Here is an 18,960-nt window from a genome sequence, read left to right as displayed (position 1 = left end):
GGTCGATGATCTGGATGTCGTAGGAGATATTCATAGGCATGGGCATGCGGTCAGGGTGGCATCGCTGTGGCGGGTAGGCGCAGGATCTCGTCACCGTGCGTGAGTGCCCCTTGATCGAGTTTGTGATCTTGTCAAAGCACTTGACATGAAGCCAAAGGCGTCACAGTGTTGCACTGTCTTTGTTTTTGAAAGGAGTGCACATGACTGAATCGATGCTTGCGCTGGCGAAATTTGCTCGTGCGCAAGCTGCACTGTTCGGTGATCTGGCGGCGGAGCTGGAAGCTGCCGCGCAGGTCCCCAACTTGACCGCTGATGGCGACGTCGAGGTGCCTACCGGCCGTGGCCAGCGGCAACAGCAGATCCTCGCGGTGCCGGGCCTCGCCACCGAAGACGGCATGAAGAGCGCCGACGTTGCCCTAGCCATCGACTACGACGGGCCGAACACCCATACCTCCCTGCAAGCCCTGCAAAAAGCGGGCCTCGTCGAACTCGTGCCCGGCGTGACCCCGCAACGGTGGCGCCTGGCGCCTCGCTACCGCACGACCAGCGTTGTTTTCATGCGCATGGCGTCTCGGCTTCGCGACGGCGAGTGGACGACCTACGGCGACATCTCCATCGCCGTACGTGGCGACACTAAGGCAGCCCGAGGCGTCGGACAGGCCGCTGCGGCACTTGCAAACTTCCCCCACCCGGAGCGGGTGCTCATGGACGGCGGGCGCATCAATCCGAAGTGGCGTGACAGCAAGAATCGCGGGCCGGAATACTGCCGCGAGTTGTTGGAGCACCAGGGCATCCGGTTCGAGAGCGACCTCGCCGACCCAGCCCAGCGGGTCACGTGGGACGAGCTGCGCCGCCGCGATGAGTCCGAGCCGGTGGTCGAGTAACCCGACACTGGGAAGACCGCGTACCGGCCGGTTACGACCGGTAGGTCGCGTGACTGTCAGCGCCTGACCACCTGCTGCGCAGATCTCTTTTGGTGCCCCCGGTAGTGCCCCCGGTAGGAATCGAACCTACGACACACGGTTTAGGAAACCGATGCTCTATCCCCTGAGCTACGAGGGCCTGCGGCCCATATCGTACCTACCAGGGCGTTCCCCGGAGTGCCCGGGCGTCCCATCGGATGCCCGCTGGTGCCATCTGGTCGCCCGGTGGGGGTTTCGTCGCTGGTCGGAGCGCGTCCGGAGCAAACCCCGGGCACACGCGGCCCGGCGTGCCCGACGGTGACCACGGGTGCCCAGCGCTGACGGCGGGTGCTATTCGCTCCCCGAGCACGTCCGGAGCAGTCGCGGCGTCCGCGTGGGGGCGACGATGACGATCACCCAGCACAACCTCGACCAGGTGGTGCCCCTGGCCATACATCTGCAACAGCGAGGCGTCGGCGAGCTGAAGTTGCATGCCCTGCGAATGGTCGGCAATGCGCAGTTGCATCCCGACCTGGAAGTAGCCGACCCCCGCCGCTACGCCGCCCTCCACGCGGAGATCAAGGCCGCAGAGCTGTCAATCAAGGTCATCTACGACTCCGACCTCTCACCGGAACCGCGGGGAGAGGTTTGCTCGAACCTCGTGGCCGGTGGATGGCTCGACCGCATCGAAGCCGACCCTCGAGGCGGCCTCACCGTCTCCTGCAAGGCTGTCGGCAAGGACGTCAACGCGTTCCGGTGGGACAAGGAGCACCAGGCGATCCGCTACGAGCCCCGCGAGAATGACGAGCTCGCACTTGGTATTCCGGACGTGAACTACCGAACCGTTGCGGTCGGCTGATGACGACCGCGAGCGTATGGGAAGAGACTCGGACGTTCTTCCCGCTCTTTCTGAGCCAAATCGAAAAGCGCCAGGCGCGGTCGGCATGCGTTGTCGGCGCCTCCGACGGCAAGTTCGTGCTTCCGCTCGCACGGCGTGGGATTCACGTCTTCGCGATCGAACGCAATCAGACTGCGGTGGATGGCGGCCCGATCACGCTTCCCGGCCCGACCGACACCGTCATGCCCGGCTTACGGCGACTGTCCGAGTTCATCGGCAGCATGATCCGGCTTTGCCGGCCGCGCGGCGGCATCTTGGGCGCGGAGTACATGATGCCCGTCGAACCGCGGCACTTCACGATCGAGCACTACCCCGGCGAGGGGAACCTCCGCAGCCACCTGCCCGGCTGGTCGATCGATTGGGAGACTTACACCCCCGCCTTTGTCGAGGCACCACACGTCGAACAACTCACCGAACACGTCCACCGGATGGGCCTGATCATCGCGACCCGGCCGTAGGAGAGACTTCATGGAGACCGAGTTCGAGGCCCGCTTCCTCAACATCGACACTCATTCCATCCGCGACAATCTCGCCGCGCAGGGCGGCGTCTGTGTCATGCCGCGCACCCTGATGCGGCGGATCGTCTTCAAGAACAAGGACATCGCCGAACGCGGCGGCTGGCTCCGGTTACGCGACGAGGGCCGCCGCATCACGATGACCAGGAGAATTACCGGGAAGAGTGGAAGCTCGGCGCGGTGACCCTCGACATCGACACCTGGCCCGGCCTTTCCACCTACATCGAGATCGAGGGACCGAGCGAGGACGCCGTACGCGTCACCGCCGAGGCGCTCGGGTTCGACTTCGCCCATGCCAGCTATGGCAGCGTCGACGAGGTGTACTTGGCCGTCCTCAATCGCGACATCCTCACGGAAGTGACGCTCACCTTCGCAACGTTTCCTGAACAGGTGTAAGCGGGTTCGCGGTCGACTTGATGTTCGCGGGTAGCACGATGGTTCGTGCCACCGGTACCGCGGGGGTGCGCCTCCCGCGGCAGCGTCGCCGGGCGCCTCGCGCACGAGGTGCCCGGCGCGTGGCTTTCCGCCACGCCGGCGTGCCGACCTCGGCGACGACTGGAGCGTTCGTCGCACTATTGGTACGAACGGTCCATGTCGAGGTTCACTGGGTTGCTGGCCGCAGCGGACGAGCGTGAGGCCAACTCGCTAGACCCGGGTGGCGTACGCTCACCTGCCGTCCCGTCGGCAGCGTAGGTGGCCATAAATCCGAACGTCGAGACGGTCAGCTTTGCACCCCCAGGGCAGGATGCCCGTGGTCGAGCGGAACAGCTCTCGGATAGATTACTTGTCATTCAACAGTGACATGTCTAGGATTTTATCCATGGGGGAGCTGTCAGGACTTCCGTCGACCTTCACGACGGGGCAGGCGCGGGACGCAGGTGTGCACCCACGCGACCTGTACGCCGCTCGAGACGGAGGCGGGCTCGTCGAATTGTCAAGGGGGGTGTTTCGTCGCGCGGATGCACCGGCGGCGGCGTACCCGGATCTGCTGGCAGTCTCGCTGCGGGCCCCGCGGGCGGTGGTGTGTCTGCTGTCAGCGGCGGCGGTGCACGACTTGACCGACGAGATCCCGATGGCGGTGCAGATCGCCGTACCGCGCGGAACGTGGCCGCCGAAGCTCGACCACCCGCCGGTTGAGGTGTTCGTCTGGGACCCGGCGACCTTCGAGCTGGGATTGGACTCAGTCGAGGTTGCGCCGGGAGAGCGGGTAAGGATTTACTCGCCGGGCCGGACCGCCGTTGATCTGATGCGCATGCGGAACAAGCTCGGAGAGTCGGTCGCGCACATCGCCCTGCGCCGTTACCTGGCCCGGCGTGACGCTCGGGTGGCTGACCTCTTTGCGTACGCGAAGGCGTTGGATGTGCTCGGGCCGGTCCGGGCCGCGGTTGACGTCTTGGCCGCGTCATGAAGGGGATGCCGTGACCCGACCTACCCGCGCCGACGCGGGTGGCCGCGCTTATCTGGACCTGCAGAACCTGGCCCGCAGGCAAGGCCGTCAGACCCAGACGCTGATGGTCATCTACGTTCTTGAGCGGTTCTTCGCCCGCCTTGAGGTCAGCGAGTATGCGGACCGGTTCGTCCTCAAGGGCGGAATGCTGCTGGCTGCCTGGGACGCCCGCCGTGCCACCGTCGACGCTGACTTTCTCGTCCGCAACCTGAACCTTGACGTGGAATCGGTCCTGCGGCGGGTCGTCGAGATCGCCGCGTTGCCCGCGCCGGCCGAAGACGGGGTGGAGTTTCACCCCGACACCGTTACGGCGAGCAGCATCCGCGACGGGGACCTTTATGGCGGGTTTCGGATCGCTATGGATGCGACCGTCGCCGGCGCGGTGGTGAAGCTGCGCCTGGACATCAGCACCGGTGACCCGGTTGCCCCGCCACCGACCTTCGTCGACTACCCAACCCTGCTCGACGGCCATCCGCGCCTGAGCATTCTGGGGTACCCGCTACCGGTCGTCCTGGCCGAGAAGCTCTGCACCGCCGTTGAGCTCGGTGCTGGCAACAGCCGAGTCCGCGACTACGCCGACATCTGGACGCTCACCCGTAGCCACGACATCACCGCGGCAGACCTGCTTACCGCGCTGGCCGCGACGTCCGAGCATCGTGGTGTCGCCCTTCGGCCGCTTGCCGAGGTCATCGGCGACTACGGCCGTGACCGGGCCGGCGCCTATACCGCCTACCGACGACGCCTCGGACCAGACGCCGCCAAGCTCCCCGGGACCTTCGAACAAGTCGTTGACGACGTCATCGCCTTCGCGGACCCAGCACTGGCGTCCGAAGTCGCGAGTCGAGCCGTTTGGGTTGCTCTGAGCGCGCGCTGGAACGGGTGACTGCCAAGGTCATTATCCGGATGGACTGGGTGTCCAGCACGACCGCGCTCGGGTCCTCCGCCCGACCGGCTTTCTCCCGCGCCTGGCAGCGCAGCAGATCATGAATGGCCTGGTCAGTCCCGTCGTCACGCCACAACCCGAAGTAGTAGTACACCGCCGACCACGGCGGCAGATCGTGCGGCAGCAACGCCCACTGACAACCGGTCCGGTTCTGGTAGAACAACGCGTTGACGATCTCCCGCAGGTCGTAGCCGCCTTCGTAACCCGACGGGGACACCCGTCTGGCCTTCCAGACCCGCAGGAATGGCTCGATCAACGCCCACTGGGCGTCGGTGAGATCAGTCGAATACGCGCGACGTGCCATGACCAGGCCCTACGCGCCGCGACCGCGCCGGTATCACCCGCGGCCAGAACGTCACGACATCGAGCGACGACGAACCGCTCGATAGACCGCGAAAACCCTTACTCACCCCAACCGGCCATAACCGAACTTATGACCCTCTCACCGGCTCAGGAATTCGGTGGCGCGGGCGTACAAGAGATCGAAGGTCTCTTCGGGATCGAGCGACTCAGCCACGGTACGCACGCGAGCCCGCTGATCTTCGTGGGCCTGCCAATGGGATTCGGGCACACGTCGCATCAAGGCATCGAGGAGATCGCCCGGGTAGAAGTCGCCCTCGGCCAACGGATCACGCTCGATCTGGTCAAGCGCCACGGGGACGAGCGCTTCCAGCCCGATCTGCTGCGAGATGAGCAGGCGCAGGCCTTCCACGCCGAGCGCGCCGATCGGCTGCTTGTGTAGCGCGTACGCGGTGCTGATCAACCGGGTTGCGTCGGTCGGCGGTTCGCCCCAATAGTCGTCCTCGATCTCCTCGAGCGTCCGGCTCTTGTCAGGCTCGTACACCTGCTCTCCTTTACCCGTTTCACCCGTCATCGGCAGAACGATCTTAAGACCGTGGAACAAATTGCTCGGAATAGTCCAGCAGCCGACTGGCCTCAGAGAGCTCGGACTGATACTGCGCGCGGTCGGCGGCCGACACTCTCGAATCACCGAGCAAGCGCTTGAGCTGACCGAGGCGGTTGACCAAGCCATCCTGGGCATTTCGCACTTCGTCCACATGATCCCAAGGCTTTCGGGTCGACTTGGTCGCCACCACCTCGCCGTCCAGCTCACGGCGGGCTGCGTCGAGGTCCTTTTCGGTGAGATGCTCCTTACAGTTGTCGGTCTTCGTCGGTCCGGCCGGCTCAGACCTCCCGGTACGCACGGGCCTCATCGCATCGTCCGAGGCGGCGTGCTGCATCAGCAGTCCACTCGCTGTGGCCGTCATGCCTGCCCCGGCAGCGATTCCCGCCGCCGAGACCACGTTCAACGGCACACCGCCGATCGCGCCAACCCCGGTCGCGTCGAGAGCGAAGCCAGCACCCTCACCAAGGGTGCTGACCTCAGTCAGCAGTAGGCCACCGACGAGCGAAGCTGTCTCGCCGGGGTGGTGCGCCATCGCGTTGCCGAAGGAGGCCAGGCCGTTGACGACATGCGCTCCTGCAGTCTCAAGGAAACCACCGAGTTTGCCCAGCCAGCTCGACTTCTTCGGAGCCGATTCTGCCTCCTCGTCAAGGAAGCCAGCGGCCACATCACCCGCCGTTGCGACCTGTTGACGGGCGGCACCCAGAGTATCGATGGCACTCTGCCGTCTGGTTGCGCCGACGTCGACGAACGGGCCCACCGGATGCTCGGGCGGCGCCTGCGCGGCCGCCTTCTGGTACCCCTGCTGAGCCTTCCGAGTCTCCGCTTGGGCCTCGTCCCACAACCGTATTGCTTCGGCCGCTTGCTGCTGCGCCCACTCCAAGACATGCGCATACGTGTTCAGGGCACTCGCCGCGGTCGCCAGCGAATCGGCCGCCACGTACCACTTGTTCGGTTCGTAGCTGAATTTGTCCCGGAAGTCCTCGGCCGCCTGGCCGGTCCATGCTCCGGTATCGATGTCGCCAAGTCCGTCGCCAGCCTTCTCGACATGTGCCGACCTCGCCCGCAGCGCCTCGACGTTCGCCCGGATCGCGGCAGGGTCGCCCTGGATCAGTCCCCGCGGGTCGTGCGTCTGGCCGAGTTCAGCCATCGACGGCTTCCTCGCCCGGGTCGACCCGCAGGCGGCCGGCTGCAGCATGGTCAGCCGACTGATAAGCCTGCGCGACTTTGTCGAGCACGTCCCCAATCGTCTTGGCATCCTTGATCAGGATGTCGATACCATCGCTCCAGCGACGCAGAAATTCTCCATCGACTCGCGCAGGCGATCGTGACCGTAGACGCTCTCCGCGCGGTCCAGATGCGACAGCGTTGATCCATTTTGGTTGGCCACGCTCTCCTCAATGCCGGCGGATGCCGACTTCAGGGTGCCGATCTCGACGTGGAATCCAGGTCCGTCCATGCGAGCCCCGCCTCCTCCATGAGCCTTGAGAGTAGGACCGCTCAACCATGCGAACCAGACGCGTACCGAACGAGACTGTCGGGTGCGCCTCGTTGTGGACTACCGGGGCGTCGCTGACAGGATGGTCTTCATCGATTCTTCGCGATCACGGAGGCTCTGGGAAGGTCAGTCCCAGTTCCCCTTGGACGCGATGCAGGTATCGATAGTCCGTGGGATTCGCCGGTCCGGTGGCTTTCTCGCGGACTCGACTGGTGGCCAAGTTGACCATGATGGCGCCGACGGTGCTGCTCATGCTCAGCGGAATCGCCGCCTCGGCCGGAAGGATCGACGCCGACGCCGACGCCACGAGCGCGACCGTCACGGACAGGGGCCGAACCACCCAGGTGATCTTCGATGCTCGGGCGGCACCATGAAGGTCGGCCACGGCTTGTTCCATCTCGCGCTTCACGCGTCCAAATGCATCCTGGGGGTGGCGTCGCGTCTGCGACAGCTCGTGCAGGAGGTCGTCTATCGCCGCCATCATGCGAGCTCGCTCGCTCTCGTAGCGGCGGCGAAAGTCGAGGACGTCGGCGATCATCACGTCGCCCTCGGGGACCGGCAGAAGAGGGCTGAGGTCAACCTGCCAGCACCCGGTAACGTCAATCCCGGACATCGGGGATGTGCCAATCCGGTGAGCGTGCAGCACGTCCGTGTGGGGCCTCAGGCCGGTACGCCCGGAACAGCCCGACTCGGCGTTGGCGGAGCGGGCTATCGAATTCGCGATGATGCTGACGACGATGTTCAGCAGGGTAGGTGAGACGACCAGCCGCCACGGCGCTCCCGGGGTTTCCCGCACCAGACCCCTGCGGATCAGATCCTTGCTGATCGCCGGGTCGAGTTTCTGGGCGTGCAGGATGTCGGAGTGGCCGCGTGTATAGCCGCGATCATCCGGCGGGGTCAGGTCCTCCAGCGGAACGCCGTCAATCGCCTGCGCGATTTCCTCTCGCATGGACATGAGATCGACAGGTTCGTACGTCAAGAACGGCCCGACCGGACGATAGAGGCCGGACTCGCGTAATTCCCGCATGTGGGGCGTCAGCCGGCGTTCCCAACCGGGCGCGACCACCGTCGCAAGATCATCCCAATAGAGCACAGCCTGGTGCAGGATCGGCAACGGTGCGTTGGCGAAGGGGTAGTACAAGATGCCGGCCATCGGCTCCTCCATCTCGCCGCGCCGGGTAGTTGGCGCCAGCTCGATAACCTATCGGAAGATGTCGATGGGGGTTGAGCCATGGACGACGTCGATGCCGCTGAGGAGAAGTGGTGAGCTCGGGCGTGCAGTTTCCGGCTGACGCGGTGTTGCGGCACGCCACCGCGGTGAGCGGGGTGTCCGAGGAGATGGCGCAGGCCCGGGCGGCGGTCGATCAGGTTGTCATGGACAGCCAGGCCTACGGGCAGCTCTGCCAGTTCCTGCCGACCCTGCTGAGCCCGCTGTTCGGCGACGCCACCGAGGCCATGAACGATGCAGTGGATGCGCTCGGGGAGACCGCGCTGAAGTTGCGCGCCACCGCGTCGACCATGACGGCCACGGACACGGGTAGCGCCGAAAAGCTGACCGCGGCCGCGAGCCCGACCATCGAGCTACCGCTGTGACCGACAACCCGCTGGTCGCCGACGTGCACAGCTCGACCACCTGGTACACCGGGCTCGGCCTGATAGAGGACGCCGAGCAGATCAGCAGCGGCATTCAAGACAACAGTTGGGTGGACGGCACGCTGGGTGGCGTCGGCGGAAGTCTCGACATCCTCGGCATGGCGATCGATCCGCTCGGCTCGCTGATGGCCTGGGGAGTCTCGTGGTTGATGGAACACGTCCGACCCCTGCAGGAGGCGCTGGACTGGCTGGCCGGCAACCCGGATGAGGTGGCCGCGCACGCGGCGACCTGGCGCAACGTCGCCGCGGCCACGACCGCCAGCCAACAGCACTACACCGAACTGGTCCGGGCTCAGACCGGCGAGTGGTCCGGCGCTTCCGGCGACGCCTACCGCAGCCATGCGGCCCAGCAGGCCGACGCCCTCGGTGGCATCGCCAAGGTGTCCGAGGGGATCTCGTACGCGGTCGAAGGCGCCGGTTTGATCGTTGGCCTCGTCCGGGGCATCGTCCGTGACCTGATCGCGCAGTTCGTGGGCACGCTCGCGGCCCGCCTACCTCAGTGGCTGGCGGAGGAGGGTCTGACGTTGGGCTTGGCTACCCCGGTCGTCGTCGGCCAGGTGGCTGCGCTGGTCGCCAAGTGGGTCGACCGGATTCAGGGCTTCATCCGCGCCCTGCTCGACAGCCTGCGGCGGCTGAGCGGCAAGCTCACCGAACTGACCGACTTGCTTGAACGCCTCCGGCAGACGCTACGACGGCTCAGCCGCACGGACCCCACGGCCGGTGGTATGCCGTCCAGGCCGGAATTCTTCAGCAAGAGCCCGGTACGCAGCAATCAAGATATCCTCGACAGCGGCGCGGGCACGCCGATGACACTTGACAACGTCCACGTCGTCGCAGGTCGGATGGACATCGACCTGCGAGACGTGGAGGTCGTCATCATCAGCGAACCAGAAGAGATCCGCTACCTCGATCACATGGACGCAAGCGCGTACACGCCCTCCGAGCTCAACGGAGCGCAGATTCGATTCGGGCCAGCCAGCTTCGCCGACGACGAAACGTTGGCGGCTACTATCGCCCACGAACACACTCATGTCATGCAGCAGCGCGCCGGGGCGCATCTACACCGGCCGCTGAGGGAGCTTGAGGATCTGGCCTACGACAGCGAGATGCCCGCCTTGGAACGGTATAGGAACGACTCGCCATGACCGCTGTGCAGTTTCACGTCAACGAGATCTTTGATATTCCTACACGCGGCGGCCTCATCGCCGTTGGGTCGACCAGCAACGGCGACTTCATTGGCATTCCTCGCCTGCGTGATGGCGCCAGCGGACACCTCATCCACGTTCTGGGCGTCGATCACCCGACACCGCGCACGCGGCGAACCGGCGAAACCATCCTTGTGGTGGATCGCGCCGATGCCGATTACGTCAAAGTCGGACGGCTATGGACTGCAGAGTAGCGATGGTTGAGAACGCCGACGAGCGCTCATGCGCGGCCTTCTTCGCCACCCGGTGAGTCCGGCCGGGCCTGTCGCTCCGGCCGGACTCGGGGGTCAGGCCATGTCGGACGGGCGATAGCTTGTCGCCTTGCCGTCCGTGTGCACCGTGACGGTTAGCGCGTCCACCTCGCCGCCTTCCGGGCCCGGCCACCATGCTGCCCACCAGCCCGATTTCACGCTTGCTTGCAGCACCGCGCCACTGTTCAGGCGCACCTCGACGCCGGTCACCTGCGGACCGGCCAGGCCGACGATGTTCGACCAGGTGTCGTCGCCGTCGCCCACGGAGCTCATGGTCTGCAGGTCTGCGGGTACGCCGGGGGGCAACGCCGGGGTGGCCGAGCCGTCCGCCAGACCCATCGACGCGAACTGGTCGCCGTCGGCGCTCAGGCATTCGACGATGGTCTCGCCCTTGCGCATGATGAGCAGGGTGGCTTCGCCGCGTTGCTCGGCCAGCAGGACGTCCGCCGCGGTCGGCTTGGTCGCACCGCCGACGTCGCTCTCGCCGCACCTCGTTGCCTGGGGCAGCACCTGGTCGCCGGTGCGCGCGGTCGGCATCGCCGTCCAGGACGCCACGGCGCGTTCGGCCGCCCCGGGGATCAGGATGGGCACGGCGATCGCGCCCACCACGCCGGTCGCCACCGCCGCCACGGCCCCGGCGATCAACCAGCGACGCCGGGCCGGGTGCGCCGGCGCGGCCTGCACACCGCCGACGATCGTACGTTCGATGAACGCCTCCGATCGCGCCCGTTCGGTGGCGCTCGGCTCGCGTCCCCGCGCGGGGTCGAGCAGGGCGAGACGCTTCAGGTCGTTCATGCCGTCGTCCATGTCTGCTCCTTGACGGTGTCCGGGAGGGCGGGGTTGAGGGCTGCCTGCAGCCGCTGACGGGCGCGGCCCAGCCGCATCGCGAAGGCCGATCTCCGGCAGCCCAGCACGGTGGCCGCCTGCTCGGAGGTCAGGCCGTCGAAGGCGACGAGCGCCAGCACCTCGCGGTCGGCGGCGCTGAGTGAACGCCACGCCCGTTCCAGGTCGATGCGGGCCGCCGCGCCGGCGCTGTCGTCCGGCACTTGCGGCGTCTCGGCGGCCGTCAGCCGTATGTCCAGGGCCCGCCGCCGCAGCCAGCCGCGGGTGCGGTTGGCCATGGTGTTACGGGCCACGGCGAACAGCCATGGCCGGGTGTCGTCGGGTAGCTCGTCGAAGCGCCGCCAGGCGGTCAGGAAGACCATCGACACGACGTCCTCCGCCTCGTCCGCCGGGATCCGCCGCTCGACGAACCGCAGCAGGTCGGCGTACGTGTCCCGGTGGAGTTTCCGGAACCGCTCGTCGGCGTCGGGCCCCCTCATTGAGGTGCTCCTCGGTGGTGACTCATACCCTCCACCTGTCCGGCCCGGCGACGATTGCCACACCGCAGTCCGTGCTCCTCAGTTCTTCGGTCCGGCCGGGGTCAGCCTAGCCATGGCAGTCGATGGAGATTGGCGCATGCACGGGCCTCGTACCTCGGCCGACGACGCGGCCAAGGGTGCGCAGATCGAACGTCCGTAGCCCCGCGGATCGAACACGGAGGGTCCCGCAAATCGAAAGCCGGCCGGCCCGCAAATCGAAACCCCGTGGTTACCATGAGGTGTGCCAACCTCACACTTGATACCTCGCCGCGCCGCAGCGCAGGTGGACGCCGCGCTGGGCGACACACGAGTCGTGCTGGTCAGCGGAGTGCGTCAAGTTGGCAAGAGCACCCTCGTCCGCGTCGTCGCCGGAGATCGGCTCGCCGAGCGCCGCGACCTGGACCGTGCGCAGGACCTGGATGGAGACGGTCGAGCTTTGGCCGTTGTCCCAGGGGGAACTCGGCGGCGAACCGGACGGGTTCATCGACGCCATCTTCGCCACCGGGCCGGACCTACGGCACGAGTCGCGGCTGACGCGCGCCGATTACGCGGCCAGAGTCGTACGAGGCGGCCTGCCCGAAGCCACAGCCCGCGACGACACTCGGCGTCGCCGAAGATTCTTTGATGCGTACGTCCAGGCGCTCATCGACCGCGACGTCCGGCAGCTCTCCGATATTCAGCACAAGGGGGAGCTACGGAAGCTGGTACGCCTACTCGCCGCCAGATCCGCAACCATCATCGCGGCGAATTCTCTTGAGTCCGCGCTCGGGCTGAGCCGACCGACGATCGCGCGTTACCTCCAAGCTTTGGAGGAGATCTTCCTCGTCAAACGAATCCCCGGCTGGTCACGCAATCCGGGCACCCGAACCACCGCCGCACCGAAACTGATATTCGTCGATTCTGGCATCGCGTCCAACGAAGTCGCCACCGACGCTCAAGGGCTGTTGAGGCCCGGCGCCCCGTTCGGTCCGCTGCTCGAATCCTTCGTCCTTTCCGAGCTGTCACGCCAGCTCACTTGGTCCGGCGAACTGGTCGACCTGTCACATTTTCGCGACCGAGACAGGTACGAGGTCGACGCCGTGCTCGAAAACAGATCCGGTCACGTCGTCGGCATCGAAGTCAAGGCGGCCACCACGGTCGGACCCGATGACTTCCGCGGACTACGACGCCTCGCCGACCGTCTCGGCGACGATTTCATCGCCGGCATCGTCCTCTACACGGGAACGTCGACGCTGCCGTTCGGCGACAAACTCCGCGCCATGCCAGTCGGTGCCTTCTGGGAGGTGCCGGTCACGGCGGCGACGTGAGCCTATTCCTCGTGGAGCCCCTCGGGTCCGGCGTGTATCCCGGCGGCAAGTCTCAGAGCCGGGCCGTGTTGACGTCCTCGCCGAGCAGCACCGCGCCGACGGTCTCGCGCAGGTCGGGGCCGACCATCGCGTGCTGGGTCGCGGCGTGCACGTCGCGGAAATGGCGTTGCAGCGGGCTGGACGTGTACAGGGAGGCGCCGCCGGCAGCGTCGTACATCAGGTCGACCGCGCGGGCGGCGCTGCGGGCGGCGGTCGCGATGGCGAGGCGTAGCCGGGCCACGTCGTCGACACCACGCGGATCGGGCTTCGCCGCCTCGGACAGCAGGTAGGCCAGGGCCGACGCGCGCAGGGACTCGGCCTCGGCCACCGCGGCCCGCGCCCACCCCTTGCCGGCCAGGGACTGGCCGGTCATCGGATCGTTCTTGACCTGGGCGAGCGCGATGAACTCGCCGATCGCGGCCCGCGCGATGCCCAGCGGCACGGCACCGAGGCCGAGGGCCAGTTGAGACATGACCGGGAAACCCTCGTGCGGGTCGGCGAGCGAGAAACTGTGCTCTTGCGGTACGAACACGTCGTCCGCCTCGATGTCGTGGCTGCCGGTGCCGCGCAGGCCGGCCACGTCCCAGTTGTCGTGGATGCTCATCGCCGCTGCGGGCATGATCATCATCCGGCGGACGGGCCGGTCTCCCGGCACACGGCAGCCGCCGACCAGCCAGGTGGCGTGCTCGCATCCGCTCGCGAACGACCACCGCCCGCGCACCCGATAGCCCCCGTCGCATGGCGTGGCCAGGCCGACCGGTGCGGCGACGCCCGCGATGAGGAACTTCGGGTCGGCCAGCATCCGGTCGGCCACGTCCGGGCCCAGGTAGCCCATTACGACGCTGGTGGCACCCGCGATCCCGGCGATCCAGCCGGTCGACCCGTCCGCGTACGCCAATTCCTCGCACACCCCGACGAAGGTGACCGGGTCGGCCTGGCCGGGGCCGGGCGCGACCATCCGGAAGACTCCCAGGGCGGCGAGTTCGTCGACGATCTCCGCAGGTACCCGGCGCACCGCCTCGATCTGCTCGGCGTTGTCGCGAATCCGCTCGCCGAGGCCCCGAACCCCCTCGATGAGTCTCTTCGCCTCGCCCTCTTGTCGCGTCGCGGCCGTGGTGGTGGATCCGGTAGCCGCCATGCGGACGATTCTGTGCCGGGCGAGGTCACGGGGCAAGGACCCGTCGCCCGGCGCCGGCACCTGTCGCGAACTGCGCGGGCACCGTGTTGAAGCGCCCCACTAGCATCGGCCTCCACCTGACCGGCGGCACGTGAGTTCCGGATCTGAGCCCCGTTTCGTCCACTCTCGACCGGTGTCCGGAGAGTGACGGAAAGGGTACATAGTCCACATAGCTCCTTTACGCTCGCGGCTGCCGTTCTTGCGTCTCTCCACCGTGCCCTCGGCTGGGCGCGGCGGACCCGAAGAGCCGGCGCGGTGCCGGACGGCGACCGAGAGGAGGCCTCATGGCTACCTGTTCGATCGACAGTCGGCTGCGGGTGTCCGCCCTCGGACCGCTCCGGGTCTTCGTCGACGGCGCCGAGATCGATCTCGGCCCGCCCAAACAACGCGCGGTCTTCGCCGTGCTGGCACTGTGCGCGGGCGAGACCGTCTCTCGCGAGCAACTCGTCGACCGGGTCTGGGGCGAGTCGGTTCCCTCCACGGCGGCGGGGAGCCTGCACACATATCTTTCCGGGCTTCGCCGCGCCCTGGGACCGGCGCAGGACCGGCTGGTCAGCACTCGTGGCGGCTACTCGCTGCTGCTCCAGCCGCAGATGTTCGACGTGACACACGCCGAGGACCTGGGGGCGCGGGCACGGGAAAACGGCACGCTGGAGGCGTACGAGAATGCATTGACACCGTGGACGACCGAGACGATCCTGCCCGGGATTCCCGGGCCGTTCGCAGCGCAGGCCCGCGACCGGCTGACCGGCCTGCGGCTGCACATGCTGATCGGACACGCCGAACGGGCGCGGTCCGACATGCTTCCGGAGGTGATCGGACGACTGCTCGCCGAGGTTCCGGCCCATCCGTTCGACGAGCGGCTGCGGGGCGTGCTGATGAAGGCGCTGCACCGCACCGGCCGCACGGCCGAGGCCGTGGCTCAGTTCGAGGAACTGCGCCGCGCGCTCGCCTCCGAACTCGGCATCAGCCCGTCACCGGCGAGCCAGGAGATCTACGCCACAATTCTGGCGGACGATCGGCCCTCGGCCCGTCCACGAGCGCACGGGGATCTGCGGCCGGCTCAGCTCCCGCACGACAACGACGCCTTCGTCGGACGTGCCGCCGAGTTGCTCATCCTGCTGCGGAGCGCGGCCAGGGAGACGGCGCCGCGACGACGAATAGTCATGATCTCGGGCGTCGGCGGGATCGGGAAGACGACACTCGCCGTGCGCGGTGGACACATGCTGCGAGACAGCCATCCGGACGGGCAGGTCTACATCAACCTCCGTGGGTTCGACCCGTCGTACGCCGCACTGACTCCCGAGGCCGCGCTTCACCAGTTGCTGACCTCGGCTGGTGTCCGGCATGTGCCCAGTGGGCGCGAGCAGCGGGCGGCGTTGTGGCGCAGCGTGCTGGCCGACAAACGCATGCTCCTGATCTTCGACAATGCCGCTTCGACCGACCAGGTCGAGGATCTGCTGCCCGGGGGCGACACCTGTTTCGTCATCGTGACCAGCCGCAATCGGCTGTCCGGACTGGCCATTCGGCACGCAGCCCGGCGGATTCCACTCGGCGCGCTGAGCGACGAGGAGTCGCTGACCCTGCTCACCAGCTTGATCGGCGCGGACCGGGTGCGCATCGAGTCACCGTCGGCCCGCCGCCTCACGGCGTTGTGCGACCGGTCGCCGCTGGCGCTGCAGATCGCCGCCGAGCAGGTCGTGTCGACCACGGGTGTGGGCATCGCCGACCTCGTCACCGAGCTGGAGGATGTCCAGCATCGACTCGACACCCTGCAGATGTCCGACGATCCGCTCTTCTCCGTACGCGGCGTCCTGTCCTGGTCGTTCGCGGCTCTGGACGATGACGCCGCCGCGGCGTTCCGGCGCCTCGGGATCTTTCCCGGGCCGAGCCTGACCCGGCGCACCGCGGCAGCGCTCTTCGGCGTCGACATGCAGCGGGCGGCGACGCTACTCGACACATTGTGCGCGCTGTGTCTGATGGAACGCGACGGAGACCGATTCACCCTGCACGATCTCGTCCGCGCGTACGCCGCGGAATTGTCCGGTGAGCTCCCGCCCGGCGAGCGCGCAGAGGCCCTGGCACGCGTGCTGTCGTGGTACCGGGTCTCCCTTTCCACGATCGCCGACCGGCCGGTGGGCCGCAGCATGGGGATCGAACCGCCGCAGAGCGACGTTCCGCCGGTGCTGTTCCACAGCCAGAGCGACTTCGTGCGCTGGTGCGGCATCGAATGGCAGAACATCACCGCATTGATCCGCCGGGCCAGCCGCAATGGACAGTACGGGCCAGCGTGGCATCTCACCTTCGTGCTGTTCGACTACTTCTACACCACCGGCCGTCCGGTGGAATGGCTGGAGCTGCTGCAGGTGGCGATGCGCGCCGCCGAGGCCGCGGGCCACCGCGTGGGCCGTGCCATCCTGTTCAACCATTCCAGCGTCGCCCATTCCCGGCTGGGGAACAACGACACCGCGGTGTTCCACCTGCGCCGCGGCCTGGAGTTGCTCGTCGAGCCGGGCGACTGGCAGCACCGGATCAGTCTGCTCGGCAACCTGGCATCGACGCTGCGCGAGGCCAAACGGTACGACGCCGCGCGTCCACCGGCCCGCGAGGCGCTGGAGCTGGCAAGCCGGGAGGGGGTCGACTATTACCTGGCGGCGACCTACGACGTCCTCTGCGAGCTGGAGGCCGAGACCGGGCGGTGGGACGAGGCTCTGCGGCAGGGGCTGCCGGGGCTGATGCACGCCCGCCGTTCGCAGAGCCAGATCATCGAAACCAACCTGCTGATCAATGTGGGACTGGCCCGGTTCGGCCTCGGGCGCCATGCGGAGGCCGAGATGACCTTCGGTGAAGCGCTACGCATCAGCGCCGAGGCCGGCGACCGCTATCACGAGGGGTTGGCCCTGTTCGGCTTGGCGCGGATGGGCGCCGGCAACGCGGTGGTCGCAGCCGGTCTCGCCCGCCGCGCACTCGCCCGGTTCGAGGAGTTGGACGCCGAGGACGCGGCCGACGTGCGTGCCTTTCTGGCCGGCCTGCCGTCGTGATCGTGTCGGCGGTCATCCGGGCGTGGCGGCCTGGATGCGCTGCCACGTCAGCACCGCCTCGACCCGGTTGCGGGCGCCGAGCTTGGTGAAGATGCGGTTCACGTGGTTCTTCACGGTCTTCTGTCGGACGCACAGCAGAGCGGCGATGTCGGCGTTGCCCATACCCCGGCTGATCGATTCCATGACCTCCACCTCGCGTGGCGACAGCGGCCGGTGCCGGTCCACCTGGTGAGCCGTGCGGGGCGGATCGTCGACCCGGCGGTGGTGTGCGACAAGCGCCAGGCGATAACGCGCGGTGGCTGGGTCCCGCCGCCGGGTCTGCGGCCCGGCCAGCACGTTGAGCGCGTCGGCGAGGGCGCTCGCCGCGGGCCTGGCGCCGGTCACCGGAGTGACGATCACCTCGACCGAGGGCAGGCCGTCGATCCGCACGTCCAGGCCCCTGCTGGCGAACTTGTGCCGGATGTGGGCGAGGATCTCCGGGCTGGAGATCGCGATGCGCAGCCGGCCGCCTGTCGGGCCCGGCGGAACGGAAACCGTGAGCATGCGCCCAGTCTGCTCGGCCCCGATTCAGGAACGCTTCATACGGCTCTCACGGGCGAAGACGTACCGGCTCGGCCAGCAGACCGGTCTCCGCGGTGCCGTCGGCTCGCACGGTGAAGCGCCACGTCGCGTCGCCGGCGCCGACGGCCACCACCGACCAGCGGCGCACCGGTTCGCGGAGCAACCGGTCCACCAGGTAGAGATCGCGGCCCGCGGGCGGGGCGGCGAACAGGACGATGCCGCCTTCCGGGACGTCCAGCACCGGCGCCGCCGCCACCAGGCGGGACACGTCCCATCCGCAGAAGTCCGGATCGTGGGGGAAGCCCACCCGGATCACCCGGTTCCCGGTCGCCCACGGGCTGGTGGTGAGCCTCCGCGACCATGCCCGGATCAGGCTCCGGGCCAGATCGGGTTCGCCTTCCACGCTGATCGGGCCGCCCGCCGCGGCCAGGTTGAGCAGCAGCCGCCCGTCGTCTATCAGACCGAGGGACACGAGCAGCGGGTAGGGATCGGGAATCCGGTCGTCCACGGCCGCGTCTTGTAGCCGGCGCAGCTCCGTCCGCCAGGTGCGGCCGTGGTCAGCCACCGTCCAGCCGGGCGGCGCCGCCTCGTCGGGGGTGGTCATGCGTACGAGCATCGACTCCGAGCCGAGGACCACCGCGCCGGCGGCGGGCGCCGGCCGGCATTCCGCGGCGCATCCGGTGGCCAGCACACGCATGGCCTGGTCGACGGCCCAGGCCCCGGACTGCTGGTAGCTCATCGCACCCCCCTGACAACGCCACTCCCGGGTCAGCCGAAATCGTCGACGGATGGGGAGACGACTGTCAACGCGAACCGTGGGCCCAGGGACCCACATCCGCACCCTCCGATCTGGACCGCGCGTGGACGTCCTTCCTACGTTGGTCCGCGTCGCTTATCGCTGGGACGTGCGTGCTGCGCGGCCCGCACCATTCGAAGGGACGGCCCGATGGCGAACCTCAACATCACCTACGCGGAGATGTCGGACAGCGCGACTCGGATGCGCAACAACAAGGACGAGATCGACTCCCGGCTGACCGAATGTAAGTCGATTGTGGACAGCTTGACCGGATCCGGCTTCGTCACCGACCAGGCTTCCGGAAAATTCGACGAGGTCCACACCGAGTTCGTCAACTCGGCGAACGAAGTGATGGAGAGCCTCGACCTGCTCTCCCAGTGGCTCGACAAGGCCGTCGACGCGCTGCGCGACATGGACTCCCAACTCGCCAACTCGCTGAACAAGTAGCCAAGGGATACGCCG

Annotated in this window: 21 protein-coding genes, 1 tRNA gene and 2 pseudogenes; 13 read left to right on the top strand and 11 right to left on the bottom strand. The window is 67.5% G+C overall.

What is annotated here, in order from left to right:
• Nucleotides 1–200: 200 nt before the first annotated feature.
• Nucleotides 201–884, top strand: coding sequence for an MGMT family protein (locus IEY73_RS16365; protein ID WP_189080069.1), 684 nt, complete (start codon nucleotides 201–203; stop codon nucleotides 882–884).
• A 105-nt stretch (nucleotides 885–989) separates the two neighbouring features.
• On the opposite strand, the gene IEY73_RS16360 is transcribed toward IEY73_RS16365, so the two are convergent.
• A tRNA-Arg gene (locus IEY73_RS16360) sits at nucleotides 990–1,062 on the bottom strand.
• Between the two features lie 246 nt (nucleotides 1,063–1,308).
• Between IEY73_RS16360 and IEY73_RS16355 the strand changes: the two genes are divergently transcribed.
• The 6 genes from IEY73_RS16355 (at nucleotide 1,309) to IEY73_RS16335 (ending at nucleotide 4,645) form a co-directional block, all read left to right on the top strand.
• Nucleotides 1,309–1,761 carry a hypothetical protein gene (locus tag IEY73_RS16355; protein ID WP_189080068.1) on the top strand — a complete coding sequence of 151 codons (453 nt, stop codon included), beginning with the start codon at nucleotides 1,309–1,311 and terminating at the stop codon, nucleotides 1,759–1,761.
• On the top strand, nucleotides 1,761–2,258 hold the full coding sequence (locus IEY73_RS16350) for an SAM-dependent methyltransferase (RefSeq protein ID WP_189080067.1): 498 nt from the start codon (nucleotides 1,761–1,763) through the stop codon (nucleotides 2,256–2,258). Before IEY73_RS16355 ends, IEY73_RS16350 begins: the two co-directional genes overlap by 1 nt.
• 10 nt (nucleotides 2,259–2,268) lie before the next feature.
• Entirely contained in the window at nucleotides 2,269–2,499 is a 231-nt protein-coding gene (locus IEY73_RS33590) for a hypothetical protein (protein ID WP_229715879.1), read from the top strand.
• Nucleotides 2,496–2,711, top strand: coding sequence for a CYTH domain-containing protein (locus IEY73_RS33585; protein ID WP_229715878.1), 216 nt, complete (start codon nucleotides 2,496–2,498; stop codon nucleotides 2,709–2,711). Before IEY73_RS33590 ends, IEY73_RS33585 begins: the two co-directional genes overlap by 4 nt.
• A 547-nt stretch (nucleotides 2,712–3,258) precedes the next feature.
• Nucleotides 3,259–3,723: a type IV toxin-antitoxin system AbiEi family antitoxin domain-containing protein gene (locus IEY73_RS16340; protein WP_229715877.1), complete on the top strand. Its 465-nt coding sequence runs from the start codon at nucleotides 3,259–3,261 to the stop codon at nucleotides 3,721–3,723.
• Nucleotides 3,724–3,733: 10 nt separating this feature from the next.
• Nucleotides 3,734–4,645 (top strand): nucleotidyl transferase AbiEii/AbiGii toxin family protein, encoded by a 912-nt coding sequence (locus IEY73_RS16335; RefSeq protein ID WP_189080066.1) that lies wholly within the window; start codon nucleotides 3,734–3,736, stop codon nucleotides 4,643–4,645.
• Nucleotides 4,646–4,657: 12 nt separating this feature from the next.
• On the opposite strand, the pseudogene IEY73_RS16330 reads toward IEY73_RS16335, so the two are convergent.
• From IEY73_RS16330 to IEY73_RS16310, 5 genes and pseudogenes are all read right to left on the bottom strand, one after another.
• Nucleotides 4,658–5,009 (bottom strand): annotated as a pseudogene (locus IEY73_RS16330) (transposase); the annotation flags it as partial.
• A gap of 138 nt (nucleotides 5,010–5,147) precedes the next feature.
• Nucleotides 5,148–5,549, bottom strand: a complete 402-nt coding sequence (locus IEY73_RS16325; RefSeq protein WP_229715875.1) for a contact-dependent growth inhibition system immunity protein — start codon at nucleotides 5,547–5,549, stop codon at nucleotides 5,148–5,150.
• A 43-nt stretch (nucleotides 5,550–5,592) separates the two neighbouring features.
• The gene (locus IEY73_RS16320) at nucleotides 5,593–6,759 is read right to left on the bottom strand and encodes a putative T7SS-secreted protein (RefSeq protein WP_189080064.1); all 1,167 of its coding nucleotides are present in this window, start codon (nucleotides 6,757–6,759) and stop codon (nucleotides 5,593–5,595) included.
• A 114-nt stretch (nucleotides 6,760–6,873) separates the two neighbouring features.
• Nucleotides 6,874–7,068, bottom strand: a complete 195-nt coding sequence (locus tag IEY73_RS16315; protein ID WP_189080063.1) for a hypothetical protein — start codon at nucleotides 7,066–7,068, stop codon at nucleotides 6,874–6,876.
• 145 nt (nucleotides 7,069–7,213) lie between these two features.
• The gene (locus IEY73_RS16310) at nucleotides 7,214–8,260 is read right to left on the bottom strand and encodes a DUF6236 family protein (RefSeq protein WP_189080062.1); all 1,047 of its coding nucleotides are present in this window, start codon (nucleotides 8,258–8,260) and stop codon (nucleotides 7,214–7,216) included.
• Between the two features lie 110 nt (nucleotides 8,261–8,370).
• Between IEY73_RS16310 and IEY73_RS16305 the strand changes: the two genes are divergently transcribed.
• From IEY73_RS16305 to IEY73_RS16295, 3 genes are read left to right on the top strand one after another with little or no spacing between them, the layout of a single operon-like run.
• Nucleotides 8,371–8,700, top strand: a complete 330-nt coding sequence (locus tag IEY73_RS16305) for a type VII secretion target (RefSeq protein WP_189080061.1) — start codon at nucleotides 8,371–8,373, stop codon at nucleotides 8,698–8,700.
• Nucleotides 8,697–9,905, top strand: coding sequence for an eCIS core domain-containing protein (locus IEY73_RS16300; RefSeq protein WP_189080060.1), 1,209 nt, complete (start codon nucleotides 8,697–8,699; stop codon nucleotides 9,903–9,905). Before IEY73_RS16305 ends, IEY73_RS16300 begins: the two co-directional genes overlap by 4 nt.
• Nucleotides 9,902–10,159, top strand: coding sequence for a hypothetical protein (locus tag IEY73_RS16295; protein WP_189080059.1), 258 nt, complete (start codon nucleotides 9,902–9,904; stop codon nucleotides 10,157–10,159). Before IEY73_RS16300 ends, IEY73_RS16295 begins: the two co-directional genes overlap by 4 nt.
• Before the next feature lie 93 nt (nucleotides 10,160–10,252).
• Here the strand turns inward: IEY73_RS16295 and IEY73_RS16290 are convergent, their stop codons facing one another.
• Nucleotides 10,253–11,023 carry a hypothetical protein gene (locus IEY73_RS16290; protein ID WP_189080058.1) on the bottom strand — a complete coding sequence of 257 codons (771 nt, stop codon included), beginning with the start codon at nucleotides 11,021–11,023 and terminating at the stop codon, nucleotides 10,253–10,255.
• Nucleotides 11,008–11,538, bottom strand: a complete 531-nt coding sequence (locus tag IEY73_RS16285) for an RNA polymerase sigma factor (RefSeq protein WP_189080057.1) — start codon at nucleotides 11,536–11,538, stop codon at nucleotides 11,008–11,010. Before IEY73_RS16285 ends, IEY73_RS16290 begins: the two co-directional genes overlap by 16 nt.
• 280 nt (nucleotides 11,539–11,818) lie before the next feature.
• On the opposite strand from IEY73_RS16285, the pseudogene IEY73_RS16280 reads away from it, so the two are divergent.
• Nucleotides 11,819–12,884, top strand: a pseudogene (locus IEY73_RS16280) (ATP-binding protein).
• Nucleotides 12,885–12,936: 52 nt separating this feature from the next.
• On the opposite strand, the gene IEY73_RS16275 reads toward IEY73_RS16280, so the two are convergent.
• Nucleotides 12,937–14,061 (bottom strand): acyl-CoA dehydrogenase family protein, encoded by a 1,125-nt coding sequence (locus IEY73_RS16275; protein ID WP_189080056.1) that lies wholly within the window; start codon nucleotides 14,059–14,061, stop codon nucleotides 12,937–12,939.
• A 323-nt stretch (nucleotides 14,062–14,384) separates the two neighbouring features.
• On the opposite strand from IEY73_RS16275, the gene IEY73_RS16270 reads away from it, so the two are divergent.
• On the top strand, nucleotides 14,385–17,141 hold the full coding sequence (locus IEY73_RS16270; RefSeq protein ID WP_189080055.1) for an AfsR/SARP family transcriptional regulator: 2,757 nt from the start codon (nucleotides 14,385–14,387) through the stop codon (nucleotides 17,139–17,141).
• A 12-nt stretch (nucleotides 17,142–17,153) separates the two neighbouring features.
• Here IEY73_RS16270 and IEY73_RS16265 read toward each other — a convergent pair whose 3' ends face one another.
• Complete coding sequence (locus tag IEY73_RS16265) at nucleotides 17,154–17,684, bottom strand: LuxR C-terminal-related transcriptional regulator (RefSeq protein ID WP_189080054.1); 531 nt, start codon at nucleotides 17,682–17,684, stop codon at nucleotides 17,154–17,156.
• A gap of 46 nt (nucleotides 17,685–17,730) precedes the next feature.
• A complete protein-coding gene (locus tag IEY73_RS16260) occupies nucleotides 17,731–18,441 on the bottom strand; it encodes a hypothetical protein (RefSeq protein WP_189080053.1) in 711 nt (236 codons plus the stop codon).
• Between the two features lie 207 nt (nucleotides 18,442–18,648).
• On the opposite strand from IEY73_RS16260, the gene IEY73_RS16255 reads away from it, so the two are divergent.
• Entirely contained in the window at nucleotides 18,649–18,945 is a 297-nt protein-coding gene (locus IEY73_RS16255; RefSeq protein ID WP_189080052.1) for a WXG100 family type VII secretion target, read from the top strand.
• Nucleotides 18,946–18,960 lie beyond the last annotated feature (15 nt).

This window comes from Mangrovihabitans endophyticus, assembly GCF_014646155.1.
Taxonomy (GTDB): domain Bacteria; phylum Actinomycetota; class Actinomycetes; order Mycobacteriales; family Micromonosporaceae; genus Actinoplanes; species Actinoplanes endophyticus.
This window is presented reverse-complemented; position numbering and strand designations above follow the sequence as displayed.

Coding starts and splice junctions, on each gene's coding strand:
- IEY73_RS16365 (WP_189080069.1), top strand. CDS start 201: ATGACTGAATCGATGCTTGCGCTGGCGAAATTTGCTCGTGCGCAAGCT.
- IEY73_RS16355 (WP_189080068.1), top strand. CDS start 1,309: ATGACGATCACCCAGCACAACCTCGACCAGGTGGTGCCCCTGGCCATA.
- IEY73_RS16350 (WP_189080067.1), top strand. CDS start 1,761: ATGACGACCGCGAGCGTATGGGAAGAGACTCGGACGTTCTTCCCGCTC.
- IEY73_RS33590 (WP_229715879.1), top strand. CDS start 2,269: ATGGAGACCGAGTTCGAGGCCCGCTTCCTCAACATCGACACTCATTCC.
- IEY73_RS16320 (WP_189080064.1), bottom strand. CDS start 6,759: ATGGCTGAACTCGGCCAGACGCACGACCCGCGGGGACTGATCCAGGGC.
- IEY73_RS16315 (WP_189080063.1), bottom strand. CDS start 7,068: ATGGACGGACCTGGATTCCACGTCGAGATCGGCACCCTGAAGTCGGCA.
- IEY73_RS16310 (WP_189080062.1), bottom strand. CDS start 8,260: ATGGCCGGCATCTTGTACTACCCCTTCGCCAACGCACCGTTGCCGATC.
- IEY73_RS16295 (WP_189080059.1), top strand. CDS start 9,902: ATGACCGCTGTGCAGTTTCACGTCAACGAGATCTTTGATATTCCTACA.
- IEY73_RS16290 (WP_189080058.1), bottom strand. CDS start 11,023: ATGGACGACGGCATGAACGACCTGAAGCGTCTCGCCCTGCTCGACCCC.
- IEY73_RS16285 (WP_189080057.1), bottom strand. CDS start 11,538: ATGAGGGGGCCCGACGCCGACGAGCGGTTCCGGAAACTCCACCGGGAC.
- IEY73_RS16275 (WP_189080056.1), bottom strand. CDS start 14,061: ATGGCGGCTACCGGATCCACCACCACGGCCGCGACGCGACAAGAGGGC.
- IEY73_RS16270 (WP_189080055.1), top strand. CDS start 14,385: ATGGCTACCTGTTCGATCGACAGTCGGCTGCGGGTGTCCGCCCTCGGA.
- IEY73_RS16265 (WP_189080054.1), bottom strand. CDS start 17,684: ATGCTCACGGTTTCCGTTCCGCCGGGCCCGACAGGCGGCCGGCTGCGC.
- IEY73_RS16260 (WP_189080053.1), bottom strand. CDS start 18,441: ATGAGCTACCAGCAGTCCGGGGCCTGGGCCGTCGACCAGGCCATGCGT.
- IEY73_RS16255 (WP_189080052.1), top strand. CDS start 18,649: ATGGCGAACCTCAACATCACCTACGCGGAGATGTCGGACAGCGCGACT.